General features: G+C 65.4%; 24 protein-coding genes. 17 read left to right on the top strand and 7 right to left on the bottom strand.

The window, feature by feature from the left end:
- Window positions 1-111 precede the first annotated feature (111 nt).
- The 4 genes from thrS (at window position 112) to pdxS (ending at window position 4,360) form a co-directional block, all read left to right on the top strand.
- The gene (thrS, locus tag IWX75_RS13040; RefSeq protein WP_196822658.1) at window positions 112-2,121 is read left to right on the top strand and encodes a threonine--tRNA ligase; all 2,010 of its coding nucleotides are present in this window, start codon (window positions 112-114) and stop codon (window positions 2,119-2,121) included.
- Entirely contained in the window at window positions 2,121-2,732 is a 612-nt protein-coding gene (locus IWX75_RS13045; RefSeq protein ID WP_196822659.1) for an HIT family protein, read from the top strand. Before thrS ends, IWX75_RS13045 begins: the two co-directional genes overlap by 1 nt.
- Before the next feature lie 3 nt (window positions 2,733-2,735).
- On the top strand, window positions 2,736-3,353 hold the full coding sequence (pgsA, locus tag IWX75_RS13050; protein WP_196822660.1) for a phosphatidylinositol phosphate synthase: 618 nt from the start codon (window positions 2,736-2,738) through the stop codon (window positions 3,351-3,353).
- Window positions 3,354-3,445: 92 nt separating this feature from the next.
- Window positions 3,446-4,360, top strand: a complete 915-nt coding sequence (gene pdxS, locus IWX75_RS13055) for a pyridoxal 5'-phosphate synthase lyase subunit PdxS (RefSeq protein ID WP_196822661.1) — start codon at window positions 3,446-3,448, stop codon at window positions 4,358-4,360.
- A gap of 129 nt (window positions 4,361-4,489) precedes the next feature.
- Here the strand turns inward: pdxS and IWX75_RS13060 are convergent, their stop codons facing one another.
- The gene (locus IWX75_RS13060) at window positions 4,490-5,200 is read right to left on the bottom strand and encodes a GNAT family N-acetyltransferase (RefSeq protein ID WP_196822662.1); all 711 of its coding nucleotides are present in this window, start codon (window positions 5,198-5,200) and stop codon (window positions 4,490-4,492) included.
- Window positions 5,201-5,213: 13 nt separating this feature from the next.
- Window positions 5,214-7,223, bottom strand: a complete 2,010-nt coding sequence (locus IWX75_RS13065; protein WP_196822663.1) for a M3 family metallopeptidase — start codon at window positions 7,221-7,223, stop codon at window positions 5,214-5,216.
- Window positions 7,224-7,366: 143 nt separating this feature from the next.
- On the opposite strand from IWX75_RS13065, the gene IWX75_RS13070 reads away from it, so the two are divergent.
- Window positions 7,367-7,777: a DUF1622 domain-containing protein gene (locus IWX75_RS13070; protein ID WP_196822664.1), complete on the top strand. Its 411-nt coding sequence runs from the start codon at window positions 7,367-7,369 to the stop codon at window positions 7,775-7,777.
- Window positions 7,778-7,853: 76 nt separating this feature from the next.
- On the opposite strand, the gene IWX75_RS13075 is transcribed toward IWX75_RS13070, so the two are convergent.
- Both IWX75_RS13075 and IWX75_RS13080 read right to left on the bottom strand, forming a co-directional pair.
- Window positions 7,854-8,594: a type 1 glutamine amidotransferase gene (locus IWX75_RS13075; RefSeq protein ID WP_196822665.1), complete on the bottom strand. Its 741-nt coding sequence runs from the start codon at window positions 8,592-8,594 to the stop codon at window positions 7,854-7,856.
- A complete protein-coding gene (locus tag IWX75_RS13080; RefSeq protein WP_196822666.1) occupies window positions 8,594-9,904 on the bottom strand; it encodes a MurT ligase domain-containing protein in 1,311 nt (436 codons plus the stop codon). Before IWX75_RS13080 ends, IWX75_RS13075 begins: the two co-directional genes overlap by 1 nt.
- Before the next feature lie 108 nt (window positions 9,905-10,012).
- Here IWX75_RS13080 and pdxT point away from each other — a divergent pair, with 108 nt between their 5' ends.
- The 11 genes from pdxT to IWX75_RS17875 all read left to right on the top strand — a co-directional run bounded on the left by pdxT (window position 10,013) and on the right by IWX75_RS17875 (window position 20,969).
- The gene (gene pdxT, locus IWX75_RS13085; protein WP_442858980.1) at window positions 10,013-10,771 is read left to right on the top strand and encodes a pyridoxal 5'-phosphate synthase glutaminase subunit PdxT; all 759 of its coding nucleotides are present in this window, start codon (window positions 10,013-10,015) and stop codon (window positions 10,769-10,771) included.
- 2 nt (window positions 10,772-10,773) lie between these two features.
- A complete protein-coding gene (locus IWX75_RS13090; protein ID WP_196822668.1) occupies window positions 10,774-11,532 on the top strand; it encodes a YebC/PmpR family DNA-binding transcriptional regulator in 759 nt (252 codons plus the stop codon).
- A 30-nt stretch (window positions 11,533-11,562) separates the two neighbouring features.
- A complete protein-coding gene (gene ruvC / locus IWX75_RS13095; protein ID WP_196822669.1) occupies window positions 11,563-12,141 on the top strand; it encodes a crossover junction endodeoxyribonuclease RuvC in 579 nt (192 codons plus the stop codon).
- A 130-nt stretch (window positions 12,142-12,271) separates the two neighbouring features.
- Entirely contained in the window at window positions 12,272-12,895 is a 624-nt protein-coding gene (gene ruvA / locus IWX75_RS13100) for a Holliday junction branch migration protein RuvA (RefSeq protein WP_196822670.1), read from the top strand.
- Window positions 12,895-13,995, top strand: a complete 1,101-nt coding sequence (ruvB, locus tag IWX75_RS13105) for a Holliday junction branch migration DNA helicase RuvB (protein WP_196822671.1) — start codon at window positions 12,895-12,897, stop codon at window positions 13,993-13,995. The genes ruvA and ruvB overlap by 1 nt, the downstream gene beginning before the upstream one ends.
- Before the next feature lie 104 nt (window positions 13,996-14,099).
- Entirely contained in the window at window positions 14,100-14,633 is a 534-nt protein-coding gene (gene yajC / locus IWX75_RS13110; RefSeq protein ID WP_334684333.1) for a preprotein translocase subunit YajC, read from the top strand.
- Between the two features lie 88 nt (window positions 14,634-14,721).
- Complete coding sequence (secD, locus tag IWX75_RS13115; protein WP_196822672.1) at window positions 14,722-16,458, top strand: protein translocase subunit SecD; 1,737 nt, start codon at window positions 14,722-14,724, stop codon at window positions 16,456-16,458.
- Complete coding sequence (gene secF / locus IWX75_RS13120) at window positions 16,455-17,513, top strand: protein translocase subunit SecF (protein ID WP_196822673.1); 1,059 nt, start codon at window positions 16,455-16,457, stop codon at window positions 17,511-17,513. The genes secD and secF overlap by 4 nt, the downstream gene beginning before the upstream one ends.
- Window positions 17,514-17,584: 71 nt before the next feature.
- Entirely contained in the window at window positions 17,585-20,026 is a 2,442-nt protein-coding gene (locus IWX75_RS13125) for a RelA/SpoT family protein (RefSeq protein ID WP_196822674.1), read from the top strand.
- A gap of 19 nt (window positions 20,027-20,045) precedes the next feature.
- Window positions 20,046-20,216: a ParA family protein gene (locus tag IWX75_RS17870; protein ID WP_442858981.1), complete on the top strand. Its 171-nt coding sequence runs from the start codon at window positions 20,046-20,048 to the stop codon at window positions 20,214-20,216.
- 597 nt (window positions 20,217-20,813) lie between these two features.
- Window positions 20,814-20,969, top strand: coding sequence for a ParB family protein (locus IWX75_RS17875; RefSeq protein ID WP_442858983.1), 156 nt, complete (start codon window positions 20,814-20,816; stop codon window positions 20,967-20,969).
- 204 nt (window positions 20,970-21,173) lie between these two features.
- On the opposite strand, the gene IWX75_RS13140 is transcribed toward IWX75_RS17875, so the two are convergent.
- A complete protein-coding gene (locus IWX75_RS13140) occupies window positions 21,174-21,458 on the bottom strand; it encodes a hypothetical protein (protein ID WP_196822676.1) in 285 nt (94 codons plus the stop codon).
- A gap of 282 nt (window positions 21,459-21,740) precedes the next feature.
- Entirely contained in the window at window positions 21,741-21,908 is a 168-nt protein-coding gene (locus tag IWX75_RS13145; RefSeq protein ID WP_196822677.1) for a hypothetical protein, read from the bottom strand.
- Window positions 21,909-22,071: 163 nt separating this feature from the next.
- Here IWX75_RS13145 and IWX75_RS13150 point away from each other — a divergent pair, with 163 nt between their 5' ends.
- Window positions 22,072-22,374, top strand: coding sequence for a hypothetical protein (locus IWX75_RS13150; RefSeq protein WP_196822678.1), 303 nt, complete (start codon window positions 22,072-22,074; stop codon window positions 22,372-22,374).
- A 598-nt stretch (window positions 22,375-22,972) separates the two neighbouring features.
- Here IWX75_RS13150 and IWX75_RS17880 read toward each other — a convergent pair.
- A complete protein-coding gene (locus tag IWX75_RS17880) occupies window positions 22,973-23,218 on the bottom strand; it encodes a sigma factor-like helix-turn-helix DNA-binding protein (RefSeq protein WP_196822708.1) in 246 nt (81 codons plus the stop codon).
- Between the last annotated feature and the right edge of the window lie 109 nt (window positions 23,219-23,327).

The raw sequence follows: 23,327 nt of genomic DNA on the forward strand, positions 1-23,327 counted from the left end.
AACCGATACGATCGACAGGAGCCGCCCGCCGGAAGATCTGGAGGGCATGCCCCGGCCGTAACCTGCGGATCCGGTATGTTCCTGCAGTTCCAGCATCCCAAGGAGACCATCGTGTCAGCGCCCCCTATTACCCTCGTCGTCGATGGCGAAGAGCTTGAGGCGACTCCGGGCATCACGGGAGCGGAACTGTTCCGGGAACGTCGCGACGTCGTCGTCGCCCGCGTCGACGGGGACCTGTGGGACCTCGCCCGCGAGCTGACCGACGGCGCGAGGGTCGAAGCCGTCTCCATCGATTCGCCGGCCGGCCTCGAGGTGCTGCGTCACTCCGCGGCGCATGTCATGGCCCAGGCGGTGCAGCAGTTGCGGCCCGGTGCCCAATTGGGAATCGGTCCCTATATCACCGACGGTTTCTACTTCGATTTCGACGTCGAGGAACCCTTCACTCCCGACGAGCTGAAGCAGCTCGAGAAGATGATGCTGAAGATCGTGAACGCCAATCAGCTGTTCGTCCGGCGCGCGGTCTCGGAAGACGAGGCCCGTGAGGCCATGGCGAACGAGCCGTACAAGCTCGAGCTGATCGGACTGAAGGGCGCGGCAGGCGACGACGACGGCGCATCGGTCGAGGTGGGGGCGGGAGAACTGACGATCTACGACAACGTCGACCGCAAGACCGGCGACGTCATCTGGCAGGACCTGTGCCGCGGGCCGCACCTGCCCAACACGAAGCTGATCTCGAACGCCTATGCACTGACCCGCTCGGCCGCCGCCTACTGGCGGGGGAGCGAGAAGAACAAGCAGCTGCAGCGGATCTACGGAACGGCGTGGCCCACGAAGGACGCCCTGAAGGCCTACCAGGAGCGCATCGCCGAGGCCGAGCGCCGCGACCACCGTCGGCTCGGCTCCGAACTGGACCTGTTCTCGTTTCCCGACGAACTCGGGTCGGGCCTGCCCGTCTTCCACCCGAAGGGCGGGGTGATCCGGAAGGCCATGGAGGATTACTCCCGCCAGCGCCATACCGACGCCGGGTACGAGTTCGTCTACACCCCGCACATCACCAAGGGGCATCTGTACGAGGTGTCGGGCCACCTCGACTGGTACCGCGACGGCATGTTCCCGGCCATGCACGTGGACGAGGAACTCAACGAGGACGGTTCGGTGCGCAAGCCGGGCCAGGACTACTACCTGAAACCCATGAACTGCCCCATGCACAACCTCATCTTCCGGTCCCGCGGGCGGTCCTACCGGGAGCTTCCACTGCGCCTGTTCGAATTCGGCTCGGTCTACCGGTATGAGAAGTCCGGCGTGGTGCACGGCCTGACGCGCGTGCGCGGCATGACGCAGGACGACGCCCACATCTACTGCACCCGCGAGCAGATGAAGGACGAACTCACCGCAACGCTGAATTTCGTGCTGGGGCTGCTCAAGGACTACGGCCTCAACGACTTCTACCTCGAACTGTCCACCAAGAACGAGGAGAAGTCCGTCGGGTCGGACGAGATCTGGGATGAGGCCACCCGTACCCTCGCCGAAGTGGCGGAGGCCTCCGGGCTCGACCTCATGCCGGATCCGGGCGGCGCTGCCTTCTACGGCCCGAAGATCTCGGTGCAGGCGCGCGACGCGATCGGGCGCACCTGGCAGATGTCCACCATCCAGCTGGACTTCAACCTGCCGGAGCGCTTCGAGCTCGAGTACCAGGCGGCCGACGGAACCCGCCAGCGCCCCGTGATGATCCACCGGGCACTCTTCGGTTCGATCGAGCGGTTCATGGGCGTGCTGACCGAACACTACGCAGGCGCATTCCCGGCCTGGTTGGCGCCGGTCCAGGTGCTGGCCATTCCCGTGGCCGAGGCGTTCAACGACTACCTGTTCGACGTCGTCGACCAGCTGAAGGCCGAGGGCGTCCGCGCCCAGGTGGACGCGGGTTCGGACCGTTTCCCGAAGAAGATCCGGACGGCGAGCAAGGAGAAAGTGCCCTTCGTCCTGATCGCCGGAGGCGAGGACCAGGACGCCGGTGCCGTCTCCTTCCGCTTCCGCGACGGCAGCCAGGACAACCAGGTGCCTGTTGCCGAGGCGGTCCGGCGCATCGTCGAGGCTGTGCGCACGAGGGACGCGTCGATCTGATGGTCGGGCATGGGGGTCCGCAGGACGGGAGCATCACCGATGACTTCGAGATCCCGGGCGTGCCGGATGCGTTCCAGCGGCTGTGGACGCCCCACCGCATGGCCTATATCAAGCGCGGGCAGGACCAGGTCACGTCGGAGGCCACCTGTCCGTTCTGCCTCGCGCCCGGCAGGAGCGACGAGGACTCCCTCATCGTGCACCGCGGTGTCCACGCCTATGTGGTGCTCAACCTGTACCCCTACAACCCGGGCCACCTCCTGATCTGCCCCTACCGCCATGTGCCTGATTACACCGACGTCGACATCGCCGAGACAGCCGAGATCGCCGCCCTGAGCCAGACCGCGATGCGGGTGCTGCGGCAGGTTTCGAGCGCCACGGGGTTCAATCTCGGCATGAACCAGGGTGTCACGGGAGGAGCCGGGATTGCGGCGCACCTGCACCAGCATGTGGTCCCGCGGTGGGGAGGCGACGGGAACTTCCTTCCCATCATCGCCCAGACCAAAGCCGTCACCCAGACGCTGGGCGAGGTACGAAGCCAGCTCGCGGCGGCCTGGCCGAACCTCCCGACCCCGAACGGCGCCGTGCCGGGTCCCGCCGAAGGAATGGGCTGAGCGTTGCTGAACAAATACGCCAGGACGTTCTTCACGACGCTACTCACCCCGCCGGCCAAGCTGCTGCTGAAATGGGGCGTCACTCCGGACGCCGTCACGATCACCGGGACGCTCGGTGTCACGTTCGGTGCACTGGTCTTCTATCCCCTCGGTGAGCTGTTCTGGGGGACCCTCTTCATCACGCTCTTCGTCTTCTCCGACCTGCTGGACGGCATAATGGCCCGTATCCGGGGCAAGAGCGGTCGATGGGGGAGCTTCCTCGATTCGACGCTGGACCGGGTAGCCGACGGCGCCGTATTTGCCGGCGTCGCCCTCTGGTTCTTCACCGGCGGAAATTCCACGGCGGTGGCCGTCGCGGCCCTGCTGTGCCTGGTTCTCGGCATGCTCGTCTCGTATGCGCGCGCCAAGGCCGAATCATTGGGTTTCACGGCCGACATCGGCATTGCCGAGCGCGCGGAGCGGCTTGTCGCCGTCCTCGTGGCCACCGGCCTCACCGGTCTCGGCCTGCCGGTCGGGTTCCTGCTGACCGTGCTCGTCCTCCTGGCGTTGGCGAGCCTCGTGACTGTTTTCCAGCGGGTGGCAACCGTACGGCGGCAGGCGCTGGCGCCGAACAGCGCCTGAGCGTTCCGCCCGGCGCGTAGGCGGGGTTCAGCGCAGCGTGCCCCGGGCGTATCATGGATTGTTATCCTTTATCTACTTTTTAGGGGCAAGTTGTGTCCAGCGTTGAAGAGAACTCGACAGCCACGGCCCAGACCGGCGGTAACCGGGTCAAGCGCGGAATGGCAGAGATGCTGAAGGGCGGCGTCATCATGGACGTCGTCACCGCGGAGCAGGCCCGTATCGCCGAAGATGCCGGCGCAGTGGCGGTCATGGCCCTCGAGCGGGTTCCCGCCGACATCCGTGCGCAGGGCGGCGTCTCGCGGATGAGCGATCCCGACATGATCGACAGCATCATCGCGTCGGTCTCCATTCCCGTGATGGCCAAGGCCCGTATCGGGCATTTCGTCGAGGCGCAGGTTCTGCAGTCGCTCGGGGTGGACTACATCGACGAATCCGAGGTCCTTACCCCCGCCGACTTCTCCAACCACATCGACAAGTGGAAATTCACCGTTCCCTTCGTCTGTGGCGCAACCAACCTCGGGGAGGCCCTCCGACGCCTCAACGAGGGTGCCGCGATGATCCGCTCGAAGGGCGAGGCCGGCACGGGAGACGTCTCCAATGCCACCATGCACATGCGGAAGATCCGCTCGGAGATCAACCGGTTGTCCTCCATGGCCGACGACGAGCTCTACGTTGCGGCGAAAGAGCTCCAGGCACCATACGAACTGGTCAAGGAAGTGGCGAAGGCCGGCAAGCTGCCTGTCGTGCTCTTCACCGCCGGTGGTATCGCCACACCTGCCGATGCGGCCATGATGATGCAGCTCGGCGCCGACGGCGTGTTCGTGGGCTCCGGTATCTTCAAGTCCGGCAACCCTGCCGAGCGGGCCAACGCGATCGTCCAGGCGACCACGTTCCACGATGACCCCGACATGATCGCCAAGGTCTCGCGGGGCCTCGGCGAGGCGATGGTGGGCATCAACGTCGATGAACTGCCGCAGCCCCACCGCCTGGCGGAGCGCGGCTGGTAATAGCTGGTTCGCGGGCGACACAACGCCCTTGCAGACGACGGAAGTGCCGGTTCCAACCGGCGCTTCCGTCGTCTTCGCCGTTCACCGACGAACCGTTCATCAACGAGCCGATGTGCCGACGAGGCACAGCTAGAGCGTCAGCCAGTGCGTCCTTCCGCGCCCCACCAGGGTGAATCCGCGCTGCGAATACAACGCGAAGCCTTCCGGCGTCGCGTTGAGCGCAAGGTAGCGGGCGCCTGCCTCTTCGGCAGCCTGCGCTGAACGGCTGAGCAGTGCGGTGCCGAATCCCTGGCGCTGGTGCTCGGGAAGCACTTCCATGTTGAAAATGCCGCCCAGGCCTTCCAGGCCGTGCATGCCGGGCGGGTAGAAGGAGTAGGCGGCGCCGGAAATTCCCTCGCTGGTGCGGATCTCCGCATGCCAGGCCTGCCTCGGCTGCCCGTTCACCACGCGCAGCTCCCGCGCGAGCGGTCCCCGGTACTCCGCCACGGCGGTGGTCAGGCGCGCCGCTCCGGCGTCGTACGACGCCGGTGCGGCGACCGGTGCCGCCATCCACCACGGCTGCCACCCCGGTTCGAACCCCAGCCCCGCGAGGCCGGCGCTGTCGACGGATCCGTTGAGCCAGACGCCGACCGTGGCGGCACCCAGACGCGTGCCCTCGGCAAGTGCGGGACGCACACCGGCCGCCGAGATCCGCTCGGGAAACATCAGCATCAACTCGCGGCGCGCTGGAAGCCAGGCCCAGGTACTACCGTGCGTGGAGAAGGTCTTTCCCCCGGTGGCGTTCGCCAGTGCCGCGAACCAGGCGGTCTGCAGGCGCTGGCACTGGGCGATGGTCACCATGGGAGGCTCCGGTTCAGGCTAGGCCGCGCCGTTTCAGCAACGGCGCGATTTCGGCGTCGCGCCCGCGGAAGTTCCGGAACGCCTGGAGTGGATCGATGCTGTTTCCCCGTGACAGGAGCTCGCGGCGGAAATGCTCGCCGTTCGCCCTGCTCAGGCCCCCTGAGGACTTGAACCATTCCACGGTGTCGGCGTCCAGTACTTCGCTCCAGATGTAGGCGTAGTACGACGCCGCATAGCCGCCGGCGAAGATGTGTTTGAAGTATCCGGTGCGGTAGCGCGGGGGAATGGGTGCATAGTCGAGTCCGGCATTCTTGAGGGCCTGCTCTTCGAAGGCCAGCGGATCCTCAATGATCGTACCCGGCGGGATCGAATGCCACGCAAGATCAAGGAGGGTCGCACCCAGGTACGCGGTGGTCTCGAAACCTTCGCCCCAGGTTCCGGCAGCTACGATCCGGTCGATCGTTTCCCTCGGAAGCGGTTCGCCGGTCTGGTGGTGGCGGGCGTAATTCCCGACGATCTCCGGCCAGAGGATCCACATCTCGTTGACCTGCGATGGGTACTCGACGAAGTCCCGGGGAACGCTCGTGCCGGAGAACGTCGGGTACGTGACGTCGGAAAACAGGCCGTGGAGGGCATGTCCGAATTCGTGGAAGGCCGTGGTGACCTGGTCGAAGGTCAGCAGGGTCGGCTCGCCCGGAGCAGGCTTCGAGATGTTCAGGTTGTTGACCACGACGGCGCGGGTGCCGTTCAGCGCTGACTGCTCCACGAAGGAGTTCATCCAGGCGCCGCCGTTCTTGGTATCCCTCGTGTAGTAGTCGCCGAGGAAGAGTCCGAGGCCGCGGCCGTCCTCCTCGAACACTTCCCAGATGCGCACTTCCGGGTGGTAACCGATGAGATCGGTGCGTTCGGTGAAGGTCAGCCCGAACAGCTTGTTCGCTGCGTAGAAGATGCCGTCCTGCAGCACGCGCTCGAGTTCGAAGTAGGGACGCAGCCCCCCGAGGTCCACGTCGTACTTACGGGAACGGACCTTGGCCGAGTAGAAGTCCCAGTCCCATGCCTCGATCGGATGACCTGCCTCGGCCTCCAGTTCGGTTGCCTCGGCACGCGCATTGCGCAGCGCCGGAACGGCCAGCTCGCGCATCCGGTCCAGAATCGCGTCGAGGGAAGGCGCCGTCTGATTGTCGGTTGCGGAAGCCGCATGGTTCTCGAAACCGAGCAGAGCCGCCCGTTCCGCGCGCAGGGTCGCCATGCGTGCAGCAAGCTCCAGCGTGTTCAGGTTTCCGGGTTTGAAGCCGCGCTGAACGGATGCTTCGTGCAGCCGGCGCCGGACCTCCCTGTTCGTCAGGTTCTCGAGGGCAGGCTGCGCTGTCGGGAGGATCAGCGTCAACAGGAACTCACCCGGGTGTCCCGCTGCTTCGGCGGCACCCGCGGCGGACGAGATGTCATCCGCCGAGAGCCCGTCGAGATCCTCGGCCGAGTCGAGCAGGAGCGCTGACGCGTTGGTGTCCTTCAGCAGGCGCTGCTGATAGTCGGTGCTCAGCCCGGACAGTTCGGTATTCAGTTCGCGCAGCCGCGTCTGGGCGGCGTCGTCGAGCATGGCGCCCGCGCGGACGAAGCTTCGGCGGTATTCCTCGACGAGGCGCTCGGACTCGGCGTCGAGCCCGTCCACGGAGACCGCGCTGAGGCGCTGGAAGAGCTCCCGGTTCAGGAAGATGTTGTCCTGGTGGGCGGCGTAGCGTGGGGCGATCCCGGTCTCGAGTTCCTGGATCGTGGCCGTCGAGTGTGCCGAGGACCGATTGTAGAAGGCGCCGGCAGCACGGTCGAGTACCTGTCCGGCCCGTTCGAATGCCAGCACCGTGTTGTCGAAGGTTGCCGCGTCCGGGTTGGCTGTGATCGCCCGGATTTCTTCGAGGTGCTCCGCGAATCCTGCCTCGAATGCGGGAAGGTAGTGCTCATCGAGGATGTCCTCGAAGGGGGGCAGCTGGTAGGGGAGGGTGCTCGGGGAGAAGAAAGGGTTGCTCATAGTAACCAACTTTTGCACGTTCCCGCGCTTCCGTGGCGAAGGCGTGCGGTGCCTGGTATTTCGGTTGGGGTAGCGGGATGCCCGGCATAGGGTCGGGTGCAGGTCCTATGACGGAATCGGTTCGGAACGAAGGAGAGTCGGAAATGGAATTCCAGGAGGTCATGGAGGGGTTCGGCAAGGCCGTCGACGCGGCGGGGGTGGTGGCCATCGTGATCGGCGCGGCGGTGGCGACGCTGCTCGCGGCGATGGCGTTGCTCCGGAGGGGCATGGGAAACGACGTCTATGAGCAGTACCGTCGCCGGCTGGGGCGCTCGATCCTCCTCGGCCTCGAGTTGCTCGTGGCTGCCGACATCATCCGGACGGTCGCTGTGACACCGACGTTCGAGTCGGTGGGCGTGCTCGCGCTGATCGTACTGATCCGGACGTTCCTCAGCTTCTCCCTGGAACTCGAGATCACCGGGCGGTGGCCCTGGGAGAAAGCACCGGTCCCTGCTGTCGCAGGAGACGCCGCCGGAACCGTCACGTCCCGCGGAGAACCGAGTGCACAGCAATAACGGGTTATCGAGCTCTTCGCCGTTGCTGCGCACTCGATCACGAGGCGCCGCTGCTGCGCGCTCGATCCGGGACGGGTCAGCGCGGGCGGGTGGCGGCGTGCCGGCGTGCCGCTTCGGCGAGAGAATCATCGATGACGCCGGGATCGAAGGAGCCGTACTTCCGCTCGACGGCCTTGCGGATGAGGAAGTCCGCGATCGCAGGATTCTTGGGCAGCAGGGAACCATGAAGGTAACTCGCCACGATGTTCCGGTAGCGGGCACCCTCATGCTCGTCGGTGGCATTGTTGCCCTCACCCTTCGTCACCGTGGCGAGCGGGGCGAGCTCAGGGCCCAGGAAGGTCTGCCCGCTGTGGTTCTCGTAGCCGTGGATGTCGCCGAACTCCGGGCTGGTGGCAACGACGTTGCCGATCAGCCGCTTGTCGCCGCCGTGGGTTTCAAGGTCGAGGACCCCGATACCGGGAATCACGCTGCCGTTCTGGGTCCGGAAGAAGTTCCCGAACAGCTGGTACAGCCCGCAGATGAGCAGCATGGGCGAGTCATCCTCGGCAAGCCCCCTCAAGGTCGGCGCAAAGGCCTGCAGGTCCTCCTGGATGACCAGTTGCCCGCTGTCCTGCCCGCCGCCGCCGATGATGAGGTCGACGTCGGCGGGGAAGGGATCCCCTGCATTGTGCTCGAGGATCTCGGGCGTGTAGCCGTGCCAGCTGAGGCGCTGCTTGAGCACCAGCACGTTGCCCCAGTCGCCGTAGATGTTCATCTCCCGTGGGTACAGCTGGAGGACCCGGATGGTGCCCTTGGAGTTCGCGGTGCCGTTCGGCATCAGGAGACCACCTCGACCTTCGTGATTTTGGACAGCTCGCGCCGGACGGCGAGCATGGCGGTGTAGGTGCAGAAGATTCTCTTCGGCGACGCCTTGCTGCCCGAGATGAACTCCCGCAGCGCGGCTGGAAGGTCGGGTTCGACGGCGCGGACCGGAACGTCGTCGTACTTGAGCCGGAGTGCCATGTCATACGCACGCACCCCGCTGACGACCTCCACGCCGTCGAGGCCCAGCGAGTCGAAGTCCACGTCCCACAGCCAGGACATGTCCCGTCCGTCGGCATAGTTGTCATTGATGGCGATCATCGTGGCGCACCCCGCCGGGTCGAACGATTTCAGCCCGAGCCGGAATCCGCTGGGGTTCTTCACGAGAACCAGCTCGAGGGCCTGACCGTCCACGACCAGGCTCTCGCCCCGGCCGAACGCGGGCTCCACGGCAGACAGGGACGCGATGAGCGCGTCCTGCTTCACGGCTGCTCCGAGGACGGCGCGGGCCGTGGCGAGTGCCGCGGCGGCGTTGAAGATGTTGTAGACCCCCCGCAACCGCAGGTCGGCGTGCACCGTCCCGCCGGCTACGGAGCCAGCAGCCGAAATTCCAGGAGCGGCGTCGTTCAGGAGGAAAACCGCGGAATTGCCGTCCACTTTTTCCAGCACGACGTCGGCGGGCAGCGCTGAAGCCGGCGCGATCCCCGCGGCTCCCCGCAGTTCGTCGTCGTTCGGGAAGGTGCTGCGGAGCGAGGCATCGAGACCGAAATACACGACGTCCGCTCCGGTGACCGAGGCGGCGATACTGGCAACGCGCGGATCCTCCCGGTTGAGGACGACCGTCCCGGTGGTCGCCAGTGCGATGGTTTCGAGGAGGCGGGTGGTGGCGTCGATCTCGCCGAAACGGTCCAGCTGGTCGCGCAGCACGTTGAGCAGCAGGGAATAGCGGGGTGGAACGAGCCGGACGAAGTGCACGGCGTGCGCCTCGTCGAGTTCGAGGACGGCGATGTCCGCGTCGAGGCGGCCACGCCAGTCCACCTCCCCGAGCAGGGCGGCGGCCACCCCCCGTGTGAAGTTGCTGCCCGTCCGGTTGGTGAAGACCTTCAGTCCCTGTCCCTGGAGAAGCTCGACCACCATTTTCGTCGTCGTCGTCTTGCCGTTGGTTCCGCTGACCACCACCACGCCGTGCTTCAAGCCGGTCAGGGCCCGGCCCATGAAGCCGGGGTCGAGTCGCTCGACGACCAGGCCGGGTAGTGCCGAGCCGCCGCCCCGTAGCTTCGAGGCGCGGCGCACCGCTTTTCCGACCAGCACGCTCAAGGGATTCATGCCATTAACGCTAGCGCAGACACTGCCGGCTCAGGTGCAGGAACGGCCGGTGCTGCACCTGGTGCCGGCCCGGAATCGTCCGGGATTCGGTCCGGCACCTAGAATTGCATGATGACTTCCACAGCATCCGGACGGCCGCGCGTGCGGATCGGGGTTCTCGCACTGCAGGGCGATGTGCGGGAGCACATCCGCACCGTCGAGGCGTTGGGCGGCGAAGCGGGTCCCGTGCGCCGGGCAGGCGAACTCGACGGCATCGACGGTCTGATCATTCCCGGCGGCGAATCGACCACCATCGACAAGCTCACACGCACCTTCCACCTGGCGTCGCCGCTTCGCGACCTGATCGGCAACGGCTTTCCTGTCTACGGTTCCTGTGCCGGCATGATCCTGCTGTCCGGCAGCATCGCCGATCCGTCCCTGGACCGGAACGGCAATCCCCAGCAGACGCTGGGAGGACTCGACATGGTGGTGCGTCGCAACGCCTTCGGGCGGCAGCGGGAATCGTTCGAGACGGAGCTGCGGTTCGAGGGGCTCGCCGCTGTGGGAGGCGCAGCCCAGGACGACCCGGTGCATGCCGCCTTCATCCGTGCGCCGTGGGTGGAAAGCGTGGGGGAGTCGGTCCGGGTCCTGGCCGAGGTGCCGGCGGCACGTACGCCGCAGCCCGGGTCGGGGAGCCGCCGTGCGCCCGGGCCACGGCGCGACGACGGATCCGGGGGCGGCCAGGCTGAGGAGCCGGAGGCACCGCCGGTCGCTAGGATTGTCGCAGTGCGGTCGGGAAACCTGCTCGCCACCAGTTTCCATCCCGAAGTCACGGGAGAGCAGCGGGTCCACGAACTGTTTATTCGGATGATCAGAGGAGAAGCGTAAGCATGTCGGGCCACTCTAAATGGGCAACAACCAAGCACAAGAAGGCTGCAATCGACGCCAAGCGCGCCAAATCCTTCGCGAAGCTGATCAAGAACATCGAGGTGGCGGCCAAGGCTGGCGGAGCCGATCTGGCCGGCAACCCCGGGCTCGAGCTCGCGGTGTCGAAGGCCAAGAAGACCTCGGTGCCCATCGACAACATCAACCGGGCCGTCAAACGCGGTGCCGGCCTCCTCGGCGAGACCGTCGACTACCAGACCATCATGTACGAGGCGCGCGGCCCCCAGGGATCGGCCCTGCTCATCGAGTGCCTGACGGACAACAAGAACCGGGCAGCATCCGAAGTGCGCCTCGGCATCACCCGCAACGGGGGCAGCGTCGCCGACCCCGGTTCAGTGGCCTACCTCTTCACACGCAAGGGCGTCGTGACCCTCCCCAAGAACGGGCTGAGCGAGGACGAGGTGCTGATGGCGGTCCTCGATGCCGGGGCCGATGAGGTCAAGGAGTCCAGCGAGAGCTTCGAGATCGTCTCCGAGCCGCAGGACCTCCGCGCCGTGGTGGCCGCCCTCGAGGAGAACGGCATCGAGTACGAAACCGACGAAGCCGAGTTCGTCCCGTCGATGCAGGTCGAGCTCGACGCCGACGGCGCACGGAAATTCCTCAAGCTCGTCGATGCCCTCGAAGAGCTCGACGACGTCCAGAACGTGTACTCGAACGCGCATCTGCCCGAGCAGGTCCTGGCCGAGCTGGAGAACGACGATTAGCGAACCCTCCAGCTGCCCGGTGGCACGCCGGTGACCCTCCGGGTCATGGGCGTCGATCCGGGCCTGACCCGCTGCGGCCTGGCCGTGGTCGACGTCGAACCCAACCGGCACTCGACGCTCGTCGCGGTCGGAGTGGTGGGAACCGAGGCCGGCCGCAGCCTCGACCAGCGGCTTCTCGTGATCTCGGAGGCCGTGGAGGCCTGGCTCGACCTTCACCAGCCGCAGGTACTCGCCGTCGAGCGCGTGTTCAGCCAGCTCAACGTGAGCACGGTGATGGGCACGGCGCAGGCTTCCGGCGTCGTCATAGTCGCTGCGGCACGGCGCGGGATTCCCGTCGCCCTGCACACCCCTACCGAGGTGAAGGCCGCGGTGACCGGAAACGGGCAGTCGGACAAGGTGGCGGTGACCAAGATGGTCACCAAGATCCTCCGCCTCGACACGCCGCCCCGGCCGGCGGACGCAGCCGACGCCCTCGCCCTCGCCATCACCCATGCGTGGCGCAGGGGAGTAGGCCTGGCTGCAGCGGGCGCGGCGGTGGGCGCGGGAAGCGCGACGCCGGCGCAGCGGCTGTGGGCCGAGGCCGAAGCGAAGGCACGGCGCGGCAGGTGAAACGGCCGCGGTTGCCGGAACCGGTGTCGGTGCCCTGCAGGTCTCGGCCGCCGATACCGTAGCATAATAGAAACTATGTTCGGACTCTGCTTCGAACAGGCCCACCCACCATTGTCTTGGAGCTTCTCGAATGATCAGTTTCCTCCGCGGAACCGTAGCCTCCGTGGGCCTGCACTCGGCAGTTCTCGACGTGAACGGGTTCGGCATGCAGGTCCAGGCCACCCCGCAGACACTCGCCTCGCTCCGGACGGGTGAACAGGCCAACGTCTTCACCGCCATGATCGTGCGCGAGGACTCCATGACGCTGTTCGGATTCGAGAGCGCCGAGCAGCGGGAGGTCTTCGAGACGCTGCTGGCCATCAGTGGCGTGGGCCCACGGCTTGCCCTCGCCGTCCTTGCCGTCCATACCCCTGAAGCAGTGCGGATCGCCGCAACGGCCGGTGATGACAAGGCTTTCAGCAAGGTGCCCGGCATCGGGCCCAAGGGAGCTCGGCGTATCGTGCTGGAGCTCGCCGGCAAGCTCGTGCCGCTGGACGGCCCGGGAGCTCCGAAGCAGACCTGGCAGGGCCAGGTCCTCACCGCGATGATGGGCCTCGGCTGGTCGGAGAAGGACGCCGGCGCGGCCATCGACGCCGCCACCAAGGAATCGCCGGAGATTGCCGCAACGGGCGACGTCGGGCAGATCCTCAAGCTGACGCTCCGCCGCCTGGGCCAGGACGGCGGACGCAGTTCGACCCGTGCGAGGGTGGGCTGATGACCTCCCAGCAGCCGGAGGAGGCACCACTGGTCTCGCCGGGCTCGGATCCGGAGGACCGGGCTGTCGAGGCCGCCCTCCGCCCGAAGAACCTCGATGACTTCGTGGGACAGCAGCGCGTGCGCAAGCAGCTGTCCCTGGTCCTCGAGGCCTCGCGAATGAGAGGGCGCAGCGCGGACCACGTCCTGCTCTCGGGTCCGCCGGGACTCGGCAAGACCACTCTGGCTCTGATCATCGCTGCTGAAATGAACGCACCGCTGCGCATCAGCTCGGGCCCCGCCATCCAGCATGCGGGCGACCTCGCTGCGATTCTCTCGTCGCTCACGGAGGGCGAGGTGCTGTTCCTCGACGAGATCCACCGCATGTCCCGGCCCGCCGAGGAAATGCTGTACATGGCCATGGAGGACTTCCGCGTGGACATCGTGGTGGGCAAGGGACCTGGAGCCACCGCGATACCCCTGGACCTGCCGCCGTTCACGCTCGTGGGAGCCACTACCCGTGCAGGGCTTTTGCCCGGACCGCTACGAGACCGCTTCGGCTTCACCGGGCACCTGGAGTTCTACTCGACCGAGGAACTCGAACTTGTTCTCAGGCGCTCGGCCATGCTCATGGACATGAGGGTCAATTCCGCCGCCTTCGCCGAAATCGCGAGCCGGTCACGCGGCACCCCCCGAATCGCGAACCGGCTGCTGCGCCGCGTCCGCGACTGGGCGCTGGTGCACGGTGTGGACCTGGTCGACGCGCGGTGCGCCGGGTCGGCGCTCGACATGTACGAGGTGGACGCGAAGGGTCTCGACCGGCTCGACCGGGCCGTGCTGACGGCGCTCATCACAAAATTCGGGGGCGGTCCGGTGGGCCTTTCGACCCTCGCCATCGCGGTGGGTGAGGAGCCGGAAACCGTGGAAACCGTCGCGGAGCCCTACCTGGTCCGTGAGGGCATGCTCGGGCGAACTCCTCGCGGGAGGATTGCGACGGCGGCCGCGTGGAAGCACCTGGGCTGGGTGATGCCGCCGACCGTCGCAGCCGCCATGCCGGAGGACCTGTTCTCGGTCGAGCAGGAGGATTTGCCGCTGGATGATTGGTCCCTGCCCGAGTCCTGACAGGGAAGCCGGAGCCTTTCCCTTTACACTGGGATAAAACGCAGTGAAGCACGGTCCCCGCACCGCTGCACGCGCTGCCCCGGTTACAGGATTGGAACTTTTTCGTGCTCGCAAATGTAGTAGCCCAAACAGGCGATGCCGCCGCCGAACAGCCCTTCGATGTCTTCGGCCTGCTGCTTCCCCTCGCCTTGGCTTTCCTCATCTTCACCATGTTCCGCCGCCAGCGCAAGGCGCAGAAGCAGGTGAAGGAGATGCGGACGCAGATGGAACCGGGTACCGAGGTCATGACGCAGTTCGGTCTGTACGGCACGATTCTCTCGATCGACCAGGAGAACAACAAGGCCGTGCTTGAGCTGTCCCCCGGAAACACGGCGACAGTCCACACGCAGGCTCTCAGCAAGGTCGTCACCCAGGAAGCGCCGGTGGCGGGGGAGGAGACCGCGGCCGCCGGGTCCACCCAGGTTCCCGACGACGCGTCCTCCCTTGTCGGGGAGCCCCACCGCGACGTCGATCCGCAACGGGACGTCGAGACGAACCGTGGCGTCGAGTCGCACGGTGATGTCCCGGCGGCGACCGAGACTCCCGACGAGGCTGCCGACCGCATCCGCCGCGAGAACGACTGGAACAAAGACAAATAGCATCGCTGCAGGTTCTCGGCGTTAGCCCGGGTCCGCACCGTTCGGTCCGGCGCTTACTCCCCGCCGACTCTTAGAAAGACGATCAACCATGCCACGCACCGCCCCCGGCACGGCAGCCAAACGAACCCTTGTTTGGCTGGGCGTACTCCTTGCACTCCTCGCGACCCTGCTGGGAGCGGGATCCTACTGGAGCAGCGCCAGTTGGTCCCCCCGCCTCGCTCTCGACCTCGAGGGCGGCACGCAGATGATCCTCGCGCCGCGGGTTCAGGGCGGGGCTGAAATCACCGCCGAACAGCTGGACCAGGCGGTGGAGATCATCCGCCAGCGCGTTGATGGCAGCGGCGTTGCCGAGGCGGAGATCAGCACGCAGTCGGGCCAGAACGTGATCGTTTCCCTGCCCGGCACGCCGGACGCCGAGACCCGCGACCTCATCCAGGCATCAGCGCAGATGGAGTTCCGCCCCGTGCTCTTCGGCGGTCCGGGTCAGGCCCCCGCCGCCGAGACGCCGACGCCCGAGGACCAGCTCCCGGCTCCCACGGCGGAGCCGACCGACGCGAGTGATCCCAACTGGATCACCCCGGAAATCTTCCAGGAATTCGAGGCGACGAACTGCCTCGACCCCGCGGCCCTCGAGCCCCCCGAAGAACCGGCTCCTGCGGACCAGCCGATGGTGGCGTGTGAGCCCGACACCCAGGGCAAGTACATCCTCGGGCCCGTCGAGGTTCCGGGAACCGACATCGATTCCGCGTCCTACGGCCTGCAGACGGGTAGCCAGGGACAGTCCCTGAACTCCTGGGCCGTCAACATCGACTTCAACGACGAAGGCACGAGGACGTTCCGCGAAGTGACAGAACGGCTGTTCGCCATCGGCCAGGGCGATCCCCGGAACCAGTTCGCCATCGTGCTCGACGGACGTATCGTGTCCGCTCCCACCACCAACGCCGTGATTCCCGACGGCAACCCCTCGATCAGCGGAAGCTTCACCGAGGAGTCCGCAGCGGCCCTCGCGGAGCAGCTGAAGTACGGCGCGCTCCCCATCAGTTTCGAGATCCAGAGCGAGCAGCAGATTTCGGCAACCCTCGGGGCCGACCAGCTACGGCTGGGCCTGATCGCCGGCCTCATCGGCCTGGCCCTCGTCGCGGTGTATTCCCTGTTCCAGTACCGGCTGCTCGGTCTCGTCACCATCGTTTCGCTCGTTGTGGCGGGTTTGCTGACCTATCTCGCAATCTGCATCCTCGGATGGACGGAGAACTACCGGCTGTCGCTCGCCGGCGTTGCAGGCCTGATCGTGGCGATCGGCCAGACCGCCGACTCCTTCATCGTGTACTTCGAACGGATCCGCGATGAGCTCCGGGACGGCCGCGGAATGATCTCCGCCGTGGAGAACGGCTGGCGGCGCGCCAAGCGCACCGTGCTCGCCTCGAAAGCGGTGAACCTCCTGGCCGCACTCGTGCTGTACTTCGTGGCAGTCGGGAACGTGCGCGGCTTCGCGTTCACGCTGGGCCTGACGGCGATTGCCGACCTCATCGTGGTCTTCCTGTTCACCCACCCGGTGCTCCGCCTGCTGGCCAAGACGAAGTTCTTCGGGGAGGGCCACGCCTGGTCCGGCCTTGATCCCAAGCGCCTCGGGGTCACCCCGCTCTACCGGGGAGCGGGACGCATCCGGCGTCCCTCGGATACCCCGCCGGTTCCCGCACGCACACGGAACAAGGCGGCCGCAGGCGAAGCCGAACGCCGCCTGACCATCGCCGAACGCCGGATCGCGGAGCAGCAGAAAGCCATGGCAGGCCGTGGCCGCAACCCAGAGAACGAGGAAAACAAATGAGGGGCACCAGTTTCTCCCGGTTCGGCAATGAACTCCATTCGGGCAAGCGGTCCTACCCGTTCGTAGCCAAGCGGAACCTGTGGTTCCTGATAGCCGGGATCGCGGTGCTGGTGTCGATCATCATTCCGGTGGTCAAGGGCGGGTTCAACCTCGGAATCGATTTCCGCGGCGGCTCCGAATTTACGGTTTCGGACACGCAGAACACGGAGGTGGGCGCCGGCGAGCAGGCAGTCGACGACGTCGTGCCCGATGCCGTTCCCCGCGTCACGAACATCGCCCCCGAAACGATGCGCATCCAGACGGAGCAGCTCACCGACGACCAGACGCTCGACGTCCGGGACAACCTCATCTCCGCCTATGGGGTCAGCGAGGACCAGGTCACCTCCAGCTTCGTCGGTCCGACCTGGGGTGAGGACGTCAGCCGGCAGGCGCTGATCGGACTCGTGGTCTTCATCCTGTTGGCCGCGGTCCTGATGACCATCTATTTCCGCACCTGGAAGATGTCGGTAGCGGCAATGACTGCCCTGGTGGTGGTCATGATCGTCACCGCCGGCCTTTACTCGCTGAGCGACTTCGAGGTGACGCCATCGGCGATCATCGGTTTCCTCACCATCCTCAGCTACGCGCTGTACGACACCGTGGTGGTGTTCGACAAGATCCGCGAGAACACCGAGGATCTTGACCTGTCGACCAAGAGGACCTTCGCGGAGCAGGTGAACCTCGCGGTCAACCAGACCCTCGTGCGCTCGATCAACACCTCGGTAGTGGCGGTCCTGCCGGTGGCGTCGATCCTCTTCATCGGCGCTTTGCTCCTGGGTGCGGGCACGCTGCGGGATCTTTCGCTTGCACTGTTCATCGGCATCATCCTCGGAACGCTCGGCACCATTTTCATCGCGGCGCCCATGTACGCGTTCCTTCGGCTCAATGAGCCGGAAATGCGGAAGCAGGAGAAGAAGGTCCGGAACCGTCGTGTGCAGGAATCAGAAGCTGGCAGCGCAGCGCCGGCATTGACGGCGCATGGTTCGACGGCGCACGGAGCTACTGCGCGCGGCTAAACTGGAGGAGTCCATACGCTGGACATCCTGGAATTCCGGGGGATCGGACTGCTGGAAATAAGGGGTTGTGCATGGCTGAAGCGGTGAATCCCGTCGAGACGCCCGAGGGCGGCACCGCCAGTCCGTCGGGTGCAACGGCTCCGGCCGCTCCCGTGGAGCAGTCCTCGGTGGCGGCCGGTACCGGGTCAGTCGGCGGTTCGGCGACCGGAACCGCGGCGGCCGATCCTGAAACGGCCTCCTCGGCGGCAAATGCGGACCAGGCCGTGCCCGGCCGCCGGGGGCGCACGCGTGCCCGGATCGCCAGGCTGGCCGGGCGGGGGTCCTCGGGGTACTCGCCCGTGCTCGAGCCGTTGTTGCGTACCGTCCGGGCGAACAACCCGAAGGAGGACCTCGACCTCATCCAGCGGGCCTACCTGGTGGCGGAGCGTAGCCATGAGGGGCAGAAACGCAAGAGCGGCGACCCGTATATCACCCACCCCGTGGCCGTGGCCACGATCCTCGCCGAGCTGGGAATGACCGGCACCACGTTGGCGGCGGCGCTGCTGCACGACACGGTGGAGGACACCTCCTACACGCTCGATGAACTGCGCCGGGACTTCGGACCCGAGGTCGCGATGCTCGTCGACGGCGTCACCAAACTCGACAAGGTCTCCTTCGGTGACGCGGCGCAGGCGGAAACGGTGCGCAAGATGGTGGTCGCGATGGCCAAGGACATCCGCGTCCTGGTCATCAAACTCGCCGACCGGCTCCACAACGCACGGACCTGGCGTTTCGTCTCGGCTGCCTCCTCGGCGAAGAAGGCCAGGGAGACCCTCGAGATCTTTGCGCCGCTGGCGCACCGGCTCGGAATGAACACCATCAAGTGGGAACTGGAGGACCTTTCCTTCGCCGCCCTGCACCCCAAGGTGTATGAGGAGATCGTCCGGATGGTCGGTGACCGGACGCCGGAGCGGGAAAAACATCTGAGCCTCGTGCGCAACCAGGTCGAAGAGGACCTGCGCGCCGTCAAGATCAAGGCCACGATCACCGGACGCCCCAAGCATTACTACTCGATCTACCAGAAGATGATCGTGCGGGGCAAGGACTTCGACGACATCCATGACCTGATGGGCGTCCGCGTTCTCGTGGACAGTGTGCGCGACTGCTACGCCACCCTCGGTTCGCTCCATTCGCGATGGAACCCGCTGCCCGGCCGGTTCAAGGACTACATCGCCATGCCGAAGTTCAACATGTACCAGTCACTCCACACCACAGTGATCGGCCCGGGCGGCAAGCCAGTGGAAATCCAGATCCGCACGTATGACATGCATCGCCGCGCCGAGTACGGCGTCGCAGCCCACTGGAAGTACAAGAACGGCGGGGGAAAGGCGATCGAGGCGCCGGACAACGGCGACATGGGTTGGCTGCGGAGCTTGGTCGACTGGCAGCAGGAAACCTCCGATCCGGACGAGTTCCTCGACTCGCTGCGTTTTGAGATCAACGCCCGAGAGGTTTTCGTCTTCACTCCCAAGGGCGAGGTCATGGCCCTGCCGGCGGGGTCCACTCCCGTCGACTTCGCCTACGCCGTCCATACCGAGGTTGGCCACCGGACCATCGGGGCGCGCGTCAACGGGAAACTCGTGCCACTGAACAGCGAGTTGACCCATGGCGACTGGGTGGAGGTCTTCACCTCCAAGGCGGAGGGTGCGGGGCCGAGCCAGGATTGGCAGGGCTTCGTCAAGAGCCCCCGGGCACGCAACAAGATCCGCCAGTGGTTCACCAAGGAACGCCGCGAAGAAGCGATCGACAAGGGCAAGGACCTGCTGACGCGTGCCATGCGGAAGCAGAACCTCCCGCTCCAGCGCATGATGACCCATAGCGCCCTTTCCACGGTGGCCCACGACCTTCGGCACCAGGACATCGCCGCGCTGTATGCGGCGGTCGGAGATGGGCATACGTCTCCGCAGAACGTGATCGAGCACCTTGTCGCACTGATGGGGGGGCATCAGGGCGCGGAGGACAACATCGCCGAGACGGCAGTGGCGACCCAGCCGCGCCGGCCCAAGTTCACCGATTCCGGTGTCACGGTCCGGGGGGTTGGCGACGTGTGGGTCAAGCTTGCCCGCTGCTGTACGCCGGTCCCGCCCGACCCCATCGTCGGCTTCGTGACCAGGGGTTCAGGAGTATCGGTGCACCGGTCCGACTGCCGGAACGTCGCCGAGCTGCGCGACCAGCCCGACCGCATCGTGCCGGTGGAATGGGCGCCCACGCAGTCGAGCGTCTTCCTCGTCGAGATCCAGGTCGAAGCACTGGACCGGAAGAGCCTGCTGTCCGACGTCACACGGGTGCTTTCGGAGAACCACGTGAATATCCTCGCGGCGAGCGTCAATACCTCGTCCGACCGGGTGGCGTTGTCGCGGTTCGCCTTCGAGATGGGCGATCCGAAGTACCTGAGCCACATCCTCGGGGCGGTTCGGCGCATCGACGGAGTCTTCGACGTGTACCGCACCACGGGGGCACAGCGCAGGATCTGAGCCTTCCGGACCCCGCCGTTTGCTGACGGTCAATGCGCTCACCGCCGCGACACACGCTCTGCTTGTCACCGAGTCGCGTGTCTCATCTGTTGAAGGTCTATCCGAAATTGTCACAACGATCGCCGAGGTACAGGAGAACCTGAACGAGGACATCGAGCTGGTCGGTGTTGTCATCAATAAGGAGCGGTAGGTCGAATGGACCAAACGCACTGGATCAATAGGGTCCGCGAGGACTTCGGCGACTTGGTTCTTGATCCGCCACTGCCTGATCGCGAGCTGTTCGCGAAGGCCCAGGCAGCGTACCAGCCGCTGCGCTCTTTCGGATCTTCGGCGAACGTTCTCCTGGCCGATCTTGAGCTGCTGGCTCGGCAGATTTGGAAGGGGAGCGGAGAATGAGTACCGCTCCCGCTGAAGGTAGGGGAGGGGTAAGCAACCCGCTGTCCCAACTCAGACGTAAGGGCCTCAAGATAGCGCCTGATACGAGCGTCATCAAGGACATGGGAGCTGAAACCGCGGAAGTTCAGGAAGAGGCGACTCCGCACACTCCCGTGCTCGGCCGGCACCTGCCGCCTGACCTCGAAGCAGCCGTTCTTGTCGAGCCTGAGGCGCCTATTCCAACGGTTGCGGCGCCTGCCGTCCTCACTCCGACGCCAGAGCCTGCGAAACCGGCTGATGCGAAGGAGGCAGTTGGGTCTACTCGGCAGCGCGCATCCGAGTCTGCAACACCGGGAAAGCAGAAGATCAGCTATTTGTTGCCAGTGGACGTGGTGGAGCGGCTCAGGAACGCCTGCCCACGAGTCGGCTCGAGGGCCACAGGTCCCTTTTCGGGCTCTTAGCGCGCGCCATGGAGGTCGAAGCAGCGCGCCTCGAGGAGAAGTACAACGACGGTGAACCTTTTCCCGCCGATGACATCGGGATACCCAGGGGTCGACCGCTCACGTAAATCCTTGTGCGGTGTCGGAATCTATGGCTTGATGACCCCGGGCCGGTATCGATCTTAAGGTCACGACGAGATGTTGTTCGACGTGAATTGCCAATGGGTTTTATAAAGGACCGGCAGCAGCAGATCACGGGCCAGACCGACATTGCCCGAGGGGACGTCGACACCCCACCAGGGGCATCGGAGTAAAGGGCAGACGCCGCCAATTCAGTCCCCGTCATCGGGTGACACGGGCGTGACTGCGTTGAGCCACACCCAGCCTTCGCGCTGAATCATGATCAACGGTTCGAAGAACCGGATTTTGACCGCCGTCCGCGTGTAGGCAATCGCATGGGCTTGGATCCGGATGGCTTGGGAGGGGTAGCGGATCCACGCGTACACCCGCCGCGGCTCCGGGAACTTCGTGGGCCGGGTGTTCTCGAGGTCGAGCTCGGCCGCGGTGAGCATGATCAGCTCCTCGCGCATCACTAACTCCTCGATCCGCTGATCCATCAGCCCCGCCTAATATTCCGAATACCTTCTGTTGGCGCCCATGACCTTGCACTCGTCCCGCCCTTAGCCATCCGTGATCGTTTGTTCGGGTCAGAAGCCGGGGAGGCCGGCGACACGCCGCAGCCGCCAATCCGCCCACCGTGGATCGGCGCTGATATCGAATTCCAGCACTGGGGACGCGGGCCCGGTCTGGGCCTGGAACCGCCAGAACCGGGTCGTAATGAGGCTCCCTCGACCACCCAGGGGAGTGGCGTCGGGCTCCCACCAGCTGCTCGAGATCGACTACGACGTCGGATTACCGATGATCTGCCAGATACTGCCTCGCCAGCGCAGCGCCAACGGTGTACCGCTGGGCAGGAAACGGATGGCCGCGGGCTCATCCAGCACAAGCCCACCGGTGCCCTGGCTGTGAGGTGAGCCTCGTGGTGTGTCCACTGGGTGTGTTGTCATCGGTTGTGGTCCTTCCCGTGTTGTTGGTGGTGCAGGATTTAAAATAGAACACAGGTTCGATTATTTAGGAAGCTAGATTCCGCTCGGGACGTCGTGTTGCGGGTCATCCATCTGTGGGTGGGTGGAGCCCCGCAGTGCCAGTCGCACTGGTTCAGTGAGGGCTATGAGGTTCGATGATTTGCTCCTGCCGGAGGGGGAGTGCCCGGCCGGTGTGTGCAAGAAAAAGCAGGAATGGTTGTTCATGTACTTCCGCGGCATCGCGGTCGAGCGAATCGCCGTGATGTGCAGGGCGGATCTGCGGCGTGTCCGGTACACGATCCGGGTGGCCGAGAAACGCGACCCCACCCTGTTCGGGCGGCGCCTGGTCCTCCACGACCAACCCGCGGACAAGCCAACGCTCAAGCCGGTTATCACGTTGAAGAAGTTGTGGTGGGAACACTCCACCCGGTTGCTCGGTTTTTACTGACAGCACGGCCGGTTACCGGTGCAGAACCCGCAGGATGCCGGTGAGCTTTGGTTGTATGGGTGGTTGTATCGGCAGCGGAAAGCGTACCGGGCAGGGCCGGCTTACTAATGATCAATCAGCTGTTCTGGCAGGGCTGGGAGAGTGGCAGGGGCAAGCACGCGGTACCAGGGGTGATCATTGGAACCGGCGGCTCACCGGGCTGGTTCAGCTTGTGTCCGAGCGTGGGGTCATGCCCCTTTATCGGCCGGATAAGCCAACAGAGGAAAGAGTCCTAGCGGTGTGGGTGTCCAAGCAACGCAGTCGGCTGGCGGTCGGGGAGCTGGATGCGGCGCGACTTTCATAACTTGACCGGGTACTTCCGGGTTGGGGGATCACCCGGTAGGTGCTGATGGACAAGGGTTAGGTCAAGCGGTAGATACCACTGGGATTTGGTTTGAGTCGCCCGAAAGCAGGGGGTCCAATGGATAGGGACTGTGGAACGTATCTAGCAGAGGGCACTTCCGACAGTCGGTGCGGGGTTGCGGGGTGCTGCGATGGGTGTCCTGCAACCCTTCATTGTGTAGTACCCCCTCCTGGGGTGTTTCCTGGATTATCGGTATCAGCCGGCTTGAAGGCAGATGCCAAGTCGTTTGATGCCATCCCGGATGCGTGTTTTCGCTGTCGGGATAGGGATGCCCAGGTGGTGGGCGATTTCGCTGTACGTCAAGCCGGTGTGGAACGCCAGTTGGATCGCTTCCCGTTGAACCGCGGACAGGTTCTTCAGGCATGCAGTGACGGCTGCGCTCTTGTCGTGGGCGATGACGGTTTCGGATACGTGGTCGTAGTCGGTGGTCTGATTCTTGATGCCCCACCATAGATGGGACTGCTGAAGGTTTGGTTGACTCCTGACCTGTGAGGATAAGCCTCGCGGGTGGAAGGATGTTCATCATGCCCAAGGCCTTTCCCGAAGAGTT

The organism is Arthrobacter sp. CAN_A6, from assembly GCF_015751715.1.
Taxonomy (GTDB): domain Bacteria; phylum Actinomycetota; class Actinomycetes; order Actinomycetales; family Micrococcaceae; genus Arthrobacter_D.